15 protein-coding genes are annotated in these 12,931 nt (G+C 66.9%); all 15 read right to left on the bottom strand.

Annotated features, from left to right (window positions below; genetic code table 11):
• Window position 1: 1 nt before the first annotated feature.
• The 15 genes from nuoI to VDQ18_RS09065 all read right to left on the bottom strand — a co-directional run bounded on the left by nuoI (window position 2) and on the right by VDQ18_RS09065 (window position 12,870).
• Window positions 2–496 carry an NADH-quinone oxidoreductase subunit NuoI gene (nuoI, locus tag VDQ18_RS09135; RefSeq protein WP_107750188.1) on the bottom strand — a complete coding sequence of 165 codons (495 nt, stop codon included), beginning with the start codon at window positions 494–496 and terminating at the stop codon, window positions 2–4.
• 1 nt (window position 497) lies between these two features.
• Window positions 498–1,538, bottom strand: a complete 1,041-nt coding sequence (nuoH, locus tag VDQ18_RS09130) for an NADH-quinone oxidoreductase subunit NuoH (RefSeq protein ID WP_323020633.1) — start codon at window positions 1,536–1,538, stop codon at window positions 498–500.
• 9 nt (window positions 1,539–1,547) lie between these two features.
• Entirely contained in the window at window positions 1,548–1,967 is a 420-nt protein-coding gene (locus tag VDQ18_RS09125) for a hypothetical protein (RefSeq protein ID WP_323020632.1), read from the bottom strand.
• Between the two features lie 2 nt (window positions 1,968–1,969).
• Complete coding sequence (nuoG, locus tag VDQ18_RS09120; protein WP_323020631.1) at window positions 1,970–3,958, bottom strand: NADH-quinone oxidoreductase subunit NuoG; 1,989 nt, start codon at window positions 3,956–3,958, stop codon at window positions 1,970–1,972.
• A gap of 3 nt (window positions 3,959–3,961) precedes the next feature.
• Window positions 3,962–4,399, bottom strand: coding sequence for a DUF5333 domain-containing protein (locus VDQ18_RS09115; protein ID WP_323020630.1), 438 nt, complete (start codon window positions 4,397–4,399; stop codon window positions 3,962–3,964).
• Window positions 4,400–4,550: 151 nt separating this feature from the next.
• The gene (nuoF, locus tag VDQ18_RS09110) at window positions 4,551–5,849 is read right to left on the bottom strand and encodes an NADH-quinone oxidoreductase subunit NuoF (RefSeq protein WP_323020629.1); all 1,299 of its coding nucleotides are present in this window, start codon (window positions 5,847–5,849) and stop codon (window positions 4,551–4,553) included.
• Window positions 5,850–5,852: 3 nt separating this feature from the next.
• Window positions 5,853–6,071 carry a DUF5337 domain-containing protein gene (locus tag VDQ18_RS09105; RefSeq protein WP_323020628.1) on the bottom strand — a complete coding sequence of 73 codons (219 nt, stop codon included), beginning with the start codon at window positions 6,069–6,071 and terminating at the stop codon, window positions 5,853–5,855.
• 15 nt (window positions 6,072–6,086) lie between these two features.
• Complete coding sequence (locus VDQ18_RS09100) at window positions 6,087–7,283, bottom strand: NADH-quinone oxidoreductase subunit E (RefSeq protein ID WP_323020627.1); 1,197 nt, start codon at window positions 7,281–7,283, stop codon at window positions 6,087–6,089.
• 79 nt (window positions 7,284–7,362) lie between these two features.
• Window positions 7,363–8,019, bottom strand: a complete 657-nt coding sequence (locus tag VDQ18_RS09095) for a hypothetical protein (protein WP_323020626.1) — start codon at window positions 8,017–8,019, stop codon at window positions 7,363–7,365.
• Window positions 8,016–9,236 carry an NADH-quinone oxidoreductase subunit D gene (locus tag VDQ18_RS09090; RefSeq protein WP_323020662.1) on the bottom strand — a complete coding sequence of 407 codons (1,221 nt, stop codon included), beginning with the start codon at window positions 9,234–9,236 and terminating at the stop codon, window positions 8,016–8,018. The genes VDQ18_RS09095 and VDQ18_RS09090 overlap by 4 nt, the downstream gene beginning before the upstream one ends.
• A 69-nt stretch (window positions 9,237–9,305) precedes the next feature.
• On the bottom strand, window positions 9,306–9,905 hold the full coding sequence (locus VDQ18_RS09085; protein WP_416235097.1) for an NADH-quinone oxidoreductase subunit C: 600 nt from the start codon (window positions 9,903–9,905) through the stop codon (window positions 9,306–9,308).
• A 10-nt stretch (window positions 9,906–9,915) separates the two neighbouring features.
• Window positions 9,916–10,449 (bottom strand): NuoB/complex I 20 kDa subunit family protein, encoded by a 534-nt coding sequence (locus VDQ18_RS09080; protein WP_192883747.1) that lies wholly within the window; start codon window positions 10,447–10,449, stop codon window positions 9,916–9,918.
• A complete protein-coding gene (locus VDQ18_RS09075) occupies window positions 10,440–10,805 on the bottom strand; it encodes an NADH-quinone oxidoreductase subunit A (protein WP_107750178.1) in 366 nt (121 codons plus the stop codon). Before VDQ18_RS09075 ends, VDQ18_RS09080 begins: the two co-directional genes overlap by 10 nt.
• A 419-nt stretch (window positions 10,806–11,224) precedes the next feature.
• On the bottom strand, window positions 11,225–12,016 hold the full coding sequence (locus VDQ18_RS09070) for a crotonase/enoyl-CoA hydratase family protein (RefSeq protein WP_323020625.1): 792 nt from the start codon (window positions 12,014–12,016) through the stop codon (window positions 11,225–11,227).
• Window positions 12,013–12,870, bottom strand: a complete 858-nt coding sequence (locus VDQ18_RS09065) for a hydroxymethylglutaryl-CoA lyase (RefSeq protein ID WP_323020624.1) — start codon at window positions 12,868–12,870, stop codon at window positions 12,013–12,015. Before VDQ18_RS09065 ends, VDQ18_RS09070 begins: the two co-directional genes overlap by 4 nt.
• Window positions 12,871–12,931 lie beyond the last annotated feature (61 nt).

The following is a 12,931-nucleotide window of genomic DNA, read 5'->3' as shown; positions in this document are numbered from 1 at the left end:
CTCACCGATAGGGCGCGTCGAGTTCGAGGTTGCGGGCGATTTCGGCTTCCCAGCGGTCGCCGTTGGCCAGAAGCTTTTCCTTGTCGTAGAACAGCTCTTCCCGGGTCTCGGTGGCGAATTCGAAATTCGGCCCCTCGACGATGGCGTCGACCGGGCAGGCCTCCTGGCAGAAACCGCAATAGATGCACTTCGTCATGTCGATGTCGTAGCGCGTGGTGCGGCGCGAGCCGTCGTCGCGGGGCTCCGCGTCGATGGTGATGGCCTGCGCCGGGCAGATCGCCTCGCAGAGTTTGCAGGCGATGCAGCGCTCTTCCCCGTTCGGATAGCGGCGCAGCGCATGCTCGCCGCGGAAACGCGGCGACAGCGGGCCCTTCTCGTGCGGGTAGTTCAGCGTCGCCTTGGGCTTGAAGAAATACTTCAGCCCCAGACCGAACCCTTTGAAGAAGTCGACCAGCAGGAAGTATTTGACGGCGCGGGTGTAATCGATCTGGCTCATGTCAGCCCCCAATCGCCCAGCGGGCCCAGAAGCCGCCAAGCACTTCGAATTTGGCAAGGAACGCCACGATCACGACCCAGCCCAGCGACATCGGCAGGAAGACTTTCCAGCCAATGCGCATCAGCTGGTCGTAGCGGTAGCGCGGCACGATGGCCTTGACCATCGAGAAGACGAAGAACGCGCCCAGCATCTTGATGATCATCCAGTGGATGCCATCGGGCAGACCCGGGATCGGGCTCAGCCAGCCGCCGAAGAACAGAAGCGAGATCAGCGCGCACATCAGCACGACCGCGACCAGCTCGCCGATCATGAACAGCAGGAAGGGCGTCGACGAATATTCGACCTGATAGCCGGCCACCAGTTCCGATTCCGCTTCCGGAAGGTCGAAGGGCGGGCGGTTGGTCTCGGCCAGGGCCGAGATCAGGAACAAGAACATCATCGGCAGGTGCGGGATGAAGTACCAGTTCAAGAGACCGTAGTCGCCCTGTTGCGCGTGCACGATGTCCGTCAGGTTCATCGAACCCGTGGAGATGATCACGCCGATGATGATGAGGCCGATCGAGACCTCATACGAGATCATCTGCGCGGCCGACCGGAGCGAGCCCAGGAACGGGTACTTCGAGTTCGACGCCCAGCCGCCCATGATGACCCCGTACACTTCCAGCGACGAGATCGCGAAAATGTAGAGGATCGCCACGTTGATGTTGGACAGCACCCAGCCATCATCGAAGGGGATCACCGCCCAGGCGGTCAGCGCGCAGACCAGCGTGACCATCGGCGCCATGAGGAAGACGAAGCGGTCGGCCCCGGCCGGGAAGATCACTTCCTTGACGATGTATTTGATGAAGTCGGCAAAGCTCTGCAGCAGACCGAAGGCGCCCACCACGTTCGGACCCCGCCGCATCTGCACCGCCGCCCAGATCTTCCTGTCGGCGTACATGAGGAACGCCAGTGCCACCAGAAGCGGCACGACGATCAGCAGGACCTGCCCGACGATCAGCAGGAAAATCCCGAAGTAGTTCGTTGTGAAGAATTCAACCATGGTTCGTCCTCAGACCGTCGGTATCCCCTGCTCGGTGCAATCGGCCACCGTCACTTCGGCGTCGATCGTCCGAATGCCCCGCGGCAGAGACGGCGATACGGTATAGACCGCGTCCGCCTGCCAGAGGCTTCCCTCGTTGTTCGTTGTCGTGCGCACGTGGCGGGCAAAGCCCATGCCGCGGATCAGCGCGTATTGCGCGGCCGCGCAGCGGGCATAGGCGATGGCGTCGCCCGCATCGCGCGCGCCCTCCATCGTCACCACGAAATGCACCAGATCGTTTTCCAGAAGCTGCGTCTGCACCCCCCGGTAGACGGCGTTTTCCGGCGCGCCCATCGGCACCTCGCCCGGCTGCGGCGCAGCCGTGACGCAGCCCGCCAGCCCGGTCAGGGCCAGCGAGAGCGTCGCAAGGAGGGGGAGACGCCGGGACATGATCACTCCGCCGCCATCGCGTCGCTGCCGCGTCCGGCCGCCTTGGCGCTGAGTTCGGCCATCAGGCTCGACGCGCGGGCAATCGGGTTGGTCAGGTAGAAATCCTTGACCACGGCGCGGAAGCTGGCCTCGCCCAGCGGGCCCTTCTCCAGCGGCGCCCAGGCGTTTTCCGGCACCTCGTCGATCAGTTCCAGATGCGGCACGGCGGCGACCAGCGCCGAGCGCAGGGCGTTCAGGCTGTCCCAGGGCAGGGTCTTGCCCGCCTCGGCCGAGACGGCGCGCAGGATGGCCCAATTTTCCTTGGCCTCGCCCGGCGCGAACCCGGCGCGCAGCGCCAGCTGCGGGCGGCCCTCGGTGTTGACGAAGATGCCGCCTTCTTCGGTATAGGCAGCGGCGGGCAGGATCAGGTCGGCGCGATGCGCGCCGCGGTCGCCGTGGCTGCCCTGGTAGATGACGAAGGCACCGGCGTCGATGTCGAGTTCATCCGCACCGAGGTTGTAGATCACATCCGCGCCCTCGGTCGCGGCCAGAAGCCCGCCCTCGGTCACGGCCCCCACATCCAGCGCGCCGACGCGCGACGCGGCGATGTGCAGGACCAGCACCCGGCCCGACAGCGCCTGAGCCGCGGCCAGAACGGCCAGGCCATCGGCCTCGTTCAACGCGCCCTGCCCGACGATGATGACGGCGCCCTCGCCGACCGAGGCCTTGGCCAGCGCCGCCCGGTCATTGCCCAGATGCGTCACGTCATAGGTCAGATCGGCCGGAACGCCGATCACCGAAACCTTGGCGCCGTTGAGCCAGGCCTTGCGGATCCGGGCGTTCAGCACCGGCGCCTCGTCGCGCGGGTTGGTGCCGATCAGCAGGATTTCCTTGGCGGTGTCGATGTCCTCGATGGTGACATTGCCGACATAGGCCGAGCGGTTGCCGGCCGGTACGCGGCTGCCGTCGGTCCGGCATTCGACCGAACCGCCCAGCGATTCCACCAGCGTTTTCAGCGAGAAGGCAGCTTCGGTCGAGGCCAGGTCACCGACCAGACCGGCCAGCTTCTTCGCGCCTTTCAGCTTGGCCCCGGCCAGCGCCAGCGCCTCGGTCCAGCCAGCTTTGCGCAGGCGGCCGTTCTCGCGGATATAGGGGGTGTCCAGCCGCTGGCGGCGCAGACCGTCCCAGACGAAGCGGGTCTTGTCGGAAATCCATTCCTCGTTCACGCCGTCATGGTTGCGGGGAACGATGCGCATCACCTCGCGGCCCTTGGTGTCGACGCGGATGTTCGACCCCAGCGCGTCCATCACGTCGATGGTCTCGGTCTTGGTCAGTTCCCACGGGCGGGCGGTGAAGGCGTAGGGCTTCGAGACCAGCGCGCCAACCGGGCACAGGTCGATGATGTTGCCCTGCAGGTTCGAGGCCAGCGTCTGGTTCAGATAGCTGGTGATCTCGGCATCCTCGCCGCGACCGGTCTGGCCCATCTGGGTGATGCCCGCGACCTCGGTCGTGAAGCGCACGCAGCGGGTGCAGGAGATGCAGCGGGTCATGTGGGTTTCGACCAGCGGGCCCAGGTTCAGGTCCTCGGAGGCGCGCTTCGGCTCGCGGTAGCGGCTGAAGTCGACGCCGTAGGCCATCGCCTGGTCCTGCAGGTCGCATTCGCCGCCCTGGTCGCAGATCGGGCAATCGAGCGGGTGGTTGATGAGCAGGAACTCCATCACCCCCTCGCGGGCCTTCTTGACCATGGGCGAGTTGGTCTTGACCTGGGGCGGCTCGCCATTCGGGCCGGGCCGCAGGTCCTTCACCTGCATCGCGCAGGAGGCGGCGGGCTTGGGCGGCCCGCCGACGACTTCCACCAGACACATCCGGCAGTTCCCCGCGATCGACAGGCGCTCGTGGTAGCAGAACCGCGGCACCTCGACGCCCGCGACTTCGCAGGCCTGAATGAGGGTCATCGCCGGATGAACCTCGACCTCGCGGCCATCGATGTTGATCTTGCGGAGATCTGACATGGCTTACCTTGCTCTCAGAAGTTCACCGGCCTGGCTGCCGGCTGCGATCTCGGCCTGGCCGAGGGCGCAATAGGTGTCGGGCTGACCCTCGCGCACGCCGTGCTGGCCGAAATAGGCCATCACCTCGGACCGCATGCGGGCCTCGGTGCTGTCGGCGGTCTGGAAGGCGCGGATCTCGGCGCGCGAGAAACCATAGTCGCGCGCCTGGCTGTAGAGCCCGTAAACAAAGGTCGTGGCGCGGACGGTCCGCGCCTCCATCGTCGGGCAATTGTTGCGGATCTCATCCGCCACGGCCAGCGCGAAGAGGCCGCTCCAGATGCTGGTATCGGCCGCGAGCGTGGCGTTGATCTCGTCCTGCGAGGCGGCGAGCGCGGGGGCGCCGAGGCCCGCCAGCGTCAGGGCGAAAGCGGCGATCAGCGGGGCTTTGGTCTTGGTCTGCATGGTCTTTTCTCCTTCATGCCGCGATGCGGCGACGGAGCAATGTAGCATCGACCGGCGGATAAGGCTCATCACACCCTCGCCGGTTTCCCGACGACAGGCGAGGCCGCGCCGAGCGGCCCCTTCCCCGGAGATGATGACGCGCCCGACCATGTTATTCGGCCGCCACGGCCGAGGTCCGGCCGGTTTTCTGCGCCCGGATGCGATCCTCGATCACGTCGCGAAAGTTGCGGATCAGGCCCTGGATCGGCCAGGCGGCCGCGTCACCCAGCGCGCAGATCGTGTGGCCCTCGACCTGCTTGGTCACGCTGAACAGCATGTCGATCTCTTCGAGTTCCGCCTCGCCGCGGACCAGACGGTCCATGACGCGCATCATCCAGCCGGTGCCTTCGCGGCAGGGCGTGCACTGGCCGCAGCTTTCGTGCTTGTAGAAGGCCGACAGGCGCCAGATCGCTTTCACGATATCGGTCGACTTGTCCATGACGATGACGGCGGCGGTGCCGAGGCCCGAGCCGAGGTCATTCCGCAGATAGTCGAAATCCATGATCGCATCGCGCATCTTCTCGCCGCGCACGCAGGGCACGGAGGACCCGCCGGGGATCACCGCCAGCAGGTTGTCCCAGCCGCCGCGGATGCCGCCGCAATGCTTCTCGATCAGCTCTTCGAAGCTGATCGACATGGCCTCTTCGACCACGCAGGGATTGTTGACGTGGCCCGAGATGGCAAACAGCTTGGTGCCCGCGTTGTTCGGACGGCCGAAGCCCGCGAACCAGGCGCCGCCCCGGCGCAGGATGGTCGGCACCACGGCGATGGATTCGACGTTGTTCACCGTGGTCGGGCAGCCATAGAGGCCCGCGCCGGCCGGGAACGGCGGCTTCATGCGCGGCATGCCCTTGCGGCCTTCAAGCGATTCCAGCAGCGCGGTTTCCTCGCCGCAGATATAGGCCCCTGCCCCGTGGTGCAGGTAGAGGTCGAAGTCCCAGCCCGACTTGGCGGCGTTCTTGCCCAGAAGCCCGGCCTCATAGGCCTCGTCGATGGCCGCTTGCAGGGCCTCCCGCTCGCGGATGTATTCGCCGCGGATGTAGATGTAGCAGGCATGCGCGTTCATCGCGAACGAGGCGATCAGGCAGCCCTCGATCAGCGTATGCGGATCGTGGCGCATGATCTCGCGGTCCTTGCAGGTCCCGGGCTCGGATTCGTCGGCGTTGACCACGAGGTACGCCGGACGGCCGTCCGATTCCTTCGGCATAAAGGACCATTTCAGGCCGGTCGGGAAGCCCGCACCGCCCCGGCCGCGCAGCCCCGATTGTTTCATCTCGTTGATGATCCAGTCGCGGCCCTTGGCGATGATGTCCTTGGTGCCATCCCAGTGGCCGCGCGCCTGCGCACCCTTCAGCGAACGGTCGTACATACCGTAGATGTTCGTGAAGATCCGGTCCTGATCCTTCAGCATCGCCTATTCCTTGTTGTTCCGGCGCGCGCGCCAGAGCCCGAATAACAACCAAAGCGCCATCGTGAACCCGGCGAGCGCCGCCAGGTCGAAGAAGGCGAGGGTCCGCGGGGACCAGCCCAGCGAGTCACCCAGCGCCAGCGCCGCCAGCCAGACAAGCCCGGTCCCGGCGATCACCAATGAGATCACCCGTCCCCGTTTGGCCTGATCCGTATCGCGGTCCATGGCGCCCATCCGTCCTTAGTACACGTCGCCCTTGTCGACGCGCTTGGAGAAGTCCGTCTCCTGGCCGGTGGCCAGAAGTTTCGCCTGCGCCACCCATTGATCGCGGGTCGCGCGGCCCTTGAAGCCTTCGAGGTTCTGGTCGACCCAGGCCATTTCCTGCGGCGACCAGGCGGCGATCTGGTCGAAGTGGAAGAAGCCCATGCCGTTGAGCATCGCCTCCAGCTTCGGCCCGATGCCCTTGATCCGCTTCAGATCGTCGGCCTTGCCGTCGCGAGCCGCTTGCAGCGCTTCGGGGCGCACATGCTCGCTTTCCGGGATCTCGACCGTCTCGCTCGCATTGGGCTGCACCGCGGCGGCAGCGGCCTCGGGCTGCGCCGGGGGCTGGCCCGCCTTCTCGGCCGGGATCGCGGCATTGGCCTCGATATCGGCAGCCTTGTCGGCAGGGACCTTGCCCAGACGCGAGGAGACCGGCTTGCCATCGGCGCGGGTTTCCGCGCGGGGCTTTTCGTCCTTCAGCCAGGGCGTCAGCAGCGGCACTTCGGTGCCGTCGATGCGCTTGACGGTATCGCCGAGCGCCAGCGCCCGGGCGACCGACCCGTTGGCCTTCTCGCTGCGCTCGCCCTCGGTGAGCGAGGTGAGGCCCGACAGCGGCTCGGAGGTGAAGCGGCCGTTCTGCGGACCCGGGGTCGGCACGCGACCGGCGGCGAGTTCGTCCAGGATCCAGCGCAGTTTCTCGGCGGTCAGATCCTCGTAGTAATCCTTGCCGATCTGCACCATCGGCGCATTGGCGCAGGAGCCGAGGCATTCGACCTCTTCCCACGAGAACTTGCCATCGGCCGAGAGCGTATGCGCCGAGCCCGCGATCTTGTCCTTGCAGACGCCGATCAGATCCTCGGCGCCGCAGATCATGCACGAGGTCGTGCCGCAGACCTGCACATGCGCCACCGTGCCCACCGGGGCGAGCTGGAACATGAAGTAGAAGGTCGCGACTTCCAGCGCCCGGATATAGGCCATGCCGAGCATGTCGGCGACAGCCTCGATGGCGGGACGGGTCAGCCAGCCTTCCTGCTCCTGGGCACGCCACAGCAGCGGGATGATCGCCGACGCCTGCCGCCCCTCGGGGTATTTGGTGATCTGCCCCTTCGCCCATTCCAGATTGGCGGGCGTGAAGGCAAAGCTGGCGGGCTGTTCGTGATGCAGGCGACGAAGCATCAATAGGCTCCTGACAGGGACCGGCCCGGGGCCGGGATAGGGCGGCCCGTCATGACGGGCGATTGAGCGGGACGGCGGTTCATTCGCCTGCCCCCTCTGCGGGAAGCTCGGCCTCGAGAGGATGACGCTCCTCCCAGGTGGCAATCAGCGTGGCGAAGGCGGGCGCATCGGCGGCGGGGTCGCCCGCGCAGACCGACTCGGTGAGGCTCAGCTCGGCGCCGTCCTCGCTGACCGCGGCCATCTCGCCATCGACCATGACGGCGACGATGTCGCGCACCTCGACCGGGGTGAAGCCCAGGGGCGGCAGCAGCTCGCGCGCGCGCTCGTCGGACAGGACGCAATCGACCCCGCGCAATGCCGCGACCAGCTCGGCCCCGCGTTCGGGCGCGAATTCGGGCAGCCAGCGCTCGATCTGCGCTTCCTGCGCCGCGAAGGCCTGGACGATCATCGCCATCGACGCCTCGCCCTCGGCCTCGCAGAGCATCGGCACCAGCGACAGCGTTTCCATATCGTCGGAGAGCGTCACCAGACCGGCACCGAACAGCGTGTCGACGAAGGTCTGAACCTCCATCGGGTCGAGGCCCAGCGGCCCCAGCGCCTCGGGCGCCTCGGCGCCGGACATGGCGCAATCATTGGCGCGCAGCGCATCGACCAGAATCCCGGCGCGCTCGGGCGTGAAGCCCAGCGCCGGTCCGGCCAGAAGCGTGGCGGCAAGGGTCGCGGAGATCAGCCTCAACGGTCAACCTCGCCGAACACGATATCCATGGTGCCGATGATGGCGGCGACGTCGGCCAGAAGGTGGCCCTTGGCCACGTAATCCATGCTCTGCAGGTGCAGATAGCCCGGGGCGCGGATCTTGGCGCGGTAGGGTTTGTTGGTGCCATCGGCGACCAGATAGACGCCGAACTCGCCCTTCGGCGCCTCGACGGCCGCATAGACCTCGCCCGCCGGAACGTGGAAGCCTTCGGTGTAGAGCTTGAAGTGATGGATCAGCGCTTCCATCGAGGTCTTCATGTCGCCGCGACGGGGCGGCGTGATCTTGCCGCGGGCGAGGACTTCGCCCTGCCCTTCCGGCGCGCGCAGCTTGGCGATGGCCTGGCGGATGATCGAGGTCGATTCCCGCATCTCGGCCATGCGGCAGAGGTAGCGATCATAGCAGTCGCCGTTCTTGCCCACCGGAATACGGAAGTCGAATTCGTCATAGCATTCATAGGGTTGCGAGCGCCGCAGATCCCAGGCCAGGCCCGATCCGCGGACCATCACGCCGGAATACCCCCAGTTCTGGATGTCTTCCTCGGTGATGATGCCGATATCGGCGTTGCGCTGCTTGAAGATCCGGTTCTCGGTCAAGAGCGTGTCGATATCGTCCAGCGCCTTGGGGAAATGCTCGGCCCAGGCCTCGATATCGTCGATCAGTGCCGGGGGCAGGTCCTGGTGGACACCGCCCGGGCGGAAATAGGCGGCGTGGAAGCGCGCGCCGCAGGCCCGCTCGTAGAAGATCACCAGCTTCTCGCGCTCCTCGAAGCCCCAGAGCGGCGGCGTCAGCGCGCCCACGTCCATGGCCTGCGTGGTGACGTTCAGCAGGTGGTTCAGGATCCGGCCGATTTCCGAATAGAGCACGCGGATCAGCGAGGCGCGGCGCGGCACCTCAACCCCGGTCAGACGCTCGATGGCCAGACACCAGGCGTGTTCCTGGTTCATCGGCGCCACGTAATCGAGGCGGTCGAAATAGGGCAGGTTCTGCAGATAGGTGCGGCTTTCCATCAGCTTCTCGGTGCCGCGATGCAGCAGGCCGATATGCGGGTCCGCCCGTTCGACGATCTCGCCGTCGAGTTCCAGCACCATGCGCAGCACGCCGTGGGCCGCCGGGTGCTGCGGCCCGAAGTTGATGTTGAAATTGCGGATCTTCTGCTCGCCCGTCTGGGCGTCAGAGAAACCTTTGGATCCGTCCATCATCGCTGCAACCTCCGTCGCAAAACCTGTTCGCCGGGCCGGGCCTGTGGCAGGCCCGCTCCCCGGTCGTTACGCGCCCGTCTTCTTCTCGTCGCCGGGCAGGATGTATTGCGCACCCTCCCAGGGCGACATGAAGTCGAACTGCCGGTAATCCTGCACCAGCTTGACGGGTTCGTAGACGACGCGCTTGGCGGCCTCGTCGTAGCGGACCTCGACATAGCCGGTGGTCGGGAAATCCTTGCGCAGCGGGTGGCCGCGGAAGCCGTAATCGGTCAGGATGCGCCGCAGGTCGGGGTGGCCCGAGAACAGGATCCCGAACATGTCGAAGACCTCGCGCTCGAACCAGTTGGCCGAAGGATGCTCGGTCACGATCGAGGGCACCAGCTCGTCCTCGCGCACGGCCGCCTTCACGCGGATGCGCTGGTTCCGGTACATGCTGAGGAAATGATAGACCACCTCGAACCGCGCCCGGCGTTCGGGGTGATCGACGGCGGTGATGTCGACCAGCGTCGAGAACTTGCAGGTCTCGTCGCTTTTCAGGAAGCGCACGAAGGCGGGCAGCGCGGGGGCCGTCACCGTCACCGTCAGCTCGCCGAAGGCGACGTGGGTCTCGACCACAACCTCGGGCTGCTTGGTGCTGATATAGGCGGCCAGTTCGTTCATCGGCATGGGGGCCTCCTCAGCGGACCAGGGTGCCGGTGCGGCGGATCTTCCGCTGCAACTGCAAGATGCCGTAGAGCAGCGCCTCGGCCGTGGGCGGGCAGCCGGGGACATAGATGTCCACGGGCACGATCCGGTCGCAGCCCCGCACCACCGAATAGGAATAATGGTAATAGCCGCCGCCATTGGCGCAACTGCCCATCGAGATCACGTACCGCGGCTCCGGCATCTGGTCGTAGACCTTGCGCAGCGCGGGGGCCATCTTGTTGGTCAGCGTGCCCGCGACGATCATCAGGTCCGACTGGCGCGGCGAGGCGCGCGGCGCGGTGCCGAAACGCTCGAGGTCATAGCGCGGCATCGAGGTATGCATCATCTCGACGGCGCAGCAGGCCAGACCGAAGGTCATCCAGTGCAAGGAGCCGTTGCGCGCCCAGTTGATGATGTCGGCCGTCGTCGTCAGCAGGAAGCCCTTGTCCTGAAGCTCGGCGTTGAGCGCGGCGGTCGCGACCTCACGGTCGGCACCGGCGGTATTGGCTCCGGTCATCACTCCCATTCGAGAGCCCCTTTCTTCCATTCATAGGCAAAGCCGATGGTCAGCACGCCCAGGAACACCATCATCGACCAGAAGGCGGTCATGCTCATGTCGCCGAAGGCCACGGCCCAGGGGAAGAGGAAGGCGATCTCCAGGTCGAAGATGATGAACAGGATCGACACCAGATAGAAGCGCACGTCGAACTTCATCCGCGCGTCGTCGAAGGCGTTGAACCCGCATTCATAGGCCGAGACCTTCTCGGGGTCGGGATTGCGCACCGCGATCACCATCGCGGACAGCATCAGCACAAGGCCCAGCGCAATGGCGATGCCGAGGAAGATGATGATGGGGAGATAGTCTCGGAGGAGGTCGTCCAAGGGTGGCTCCTTTGGCGTCCGCGAGGCCGCTCGCAGCTTAAGTTGGCTCGTCGCCCCGTTTACTCCCGGGGGAGGCGCGGGTCAACCGAAGGGGAGCGGCGGCAAGGGGCTGATTTCACGGTTTTCGCAGGCGGTATGCAAATGGATACCGGGATTTTTTCGCCCCGGGCGCCGCGCGGGTGCTGCTGTGCGGCGAAAGCCTGCGCTGTGACACGGCGTCGCGCGACTCAATCGGTTGCGCGCCACGGGCGGCGGGGGCTCCCGCGCGTCGGGCGCAGCATCGCAGATGCTGCCCCTCCCCTTGGGCCAGGCGGGGGCGCTGCCCCCCGCACCCCCGGGATATTTGCGGCGCAAAGAAGCGCGGGTTTGGCGAAAAGGTGAGGCGAATTCACCGGGTTCTGGCGCAGGCCCGCCAGCGGTCAGGCGCCCGGCATCCAGCGCGCCTTGCGCTTGCCGAAGAAGGCGGCGATCCCCTCGGCGGTTTCCTCGCTTTCCCAGCAGGCAACGAGTTCGCCGATGGAATGCTCAATCTCGGCCTGGGTGATCCCGCCCCCCAGCCGCTGCGCCAGCCGTTTGGCCCGGGCCACGGCGCCGGGGGCGGCCGCGAGATAGGGCTTCACCTCGGCCTCGACGGCGGCGTCGAGGTCGTCGGGGGCCAGGGCTTTCGCCAGCAGGCCCAGCCTCACGGCTTCCTCGGCCTCGAAAAGCCGGGCGGACATGAAGACCCGGCGGGCCATCGCCTCGCCCATGCGGGCGAGCACATAGGGGCCGATGGTGGCGGGGATCAGGCCGAGCCGCGTCTCGGTGAAGCCGAACTTGGCGCCGGTGACGCCGATCGCCACGTCGCAGACCGAGATCAGCCCCATTCCGCCGCCGAAGGCCTGGCCCTGGATGCGGCCGATCAACGGCTTCGGCAGGGCGTTGAGCGCCCCCAGCGCCGCGGCGAGGCGCCCTGCCCCTGCCGCGCGTTCCCCGGCGCTGGCCGCCATCTGCTCCTGCATCCAGCCGAGGTCGCCGCCCGCGCAGAAGCTGCCGCCGGCGCCGGTCAGCACCACGACGCGCACCGCCTCATCCGCCGCCAGCTGCGCCGCCGCGGCCGACAATTCGTCGATCATCGCCGCGTTCATGGCGTTGTGCTTCTCGACCCGGTTCAGGGTCAGGGTGGCGACGCCGCGCGCGTCGGTCTCAAGCGTGATCGTCTGCCAGCTCATGCCGGACCCCTCATGCTGCGGGCCAGTGCCGCCGCGCGGTCGATGACCCCGCGGTCGAGCCCGGTGGAAAATCCCAAGGCTTCCAGACGGTCCATCGCCGCCTCGGTCGCCACATTGCCCTGCGCGCCGGGCGCATAGGGGCAGCCGCCCAGGCCGCCGACCGCCGCGTCGAAGACCCTGAGCCCGAAGCCCAGCGAGGCCTCGATATTGTCGCAGGCCCGCCCGCCGGTGTCGTGGTAATGTCCGGCGAGCTTCGCCGCCGGGACCCGCGCCGTGACCTCGCGCAGCATGGCCGCCAGCGTCTTGGGCGTGGCGCGGCCGATGGTGTCGCCGAGGCTGACCTCGTAGCAGCCCAGATCCAGCAGCGTCACCGCCAGCGCCGCCACCGCATCGGGGCGGGTCGGGCCGTCGAAGGGGCAATCGGTCACGCAGGAGATATAGCCGCGCACCGGGAGGCCATCGGCTTTCGCCGCCTCCAGGGTCGGCAGGAAGCGGGCGATGGACTCGGCCACCGAGCAATTGAGATTGGCCTGCGAGAAGCCTTCGGAGGCCGAGGCGAAGACCGCGATCTCATCGGCCCGGGCGGCTTTCGCGCCGTCATAGCCCTTCATGTTGGGGGTAAGCGCGGCGTAGCGGGTTCCGGGCGCGCGGTGGATGCCGGCCAGAACTGCGTCGCTGTCGGCCATCTGCGGCACCCATTTCGGCGAGACGAAGCTGGCCACCTCGATCCGGCGGAACCCGGCCGTCGACAGCAGGTCGACCAGGGCGATCTTCTCGGCCGTGGGGATCTGCCGCTTCTCGTTCTGAAGGCCGTCGCGCGGGCCGACCTCGAAGATTTCCACCGTGTCAGTCATGATAGCGCTCCTGCAGGTAGAGTTCGGCCGGCCCGTCCACCGCCAGCGCCGCCCGGAAACC

It is taken from the genome of Pararhodobacter sp. (genome assembly GCF_034676075.1).
Classification (GTDB): Bacteria; Pseudomonadota; Alphaproteobacteria; order Rhodobacterales; family Rhodobacteraceae; genus Pararhodobacter.
This window is presented reverse-complemented; position numbering and strand designations above follow the sequence as displayed.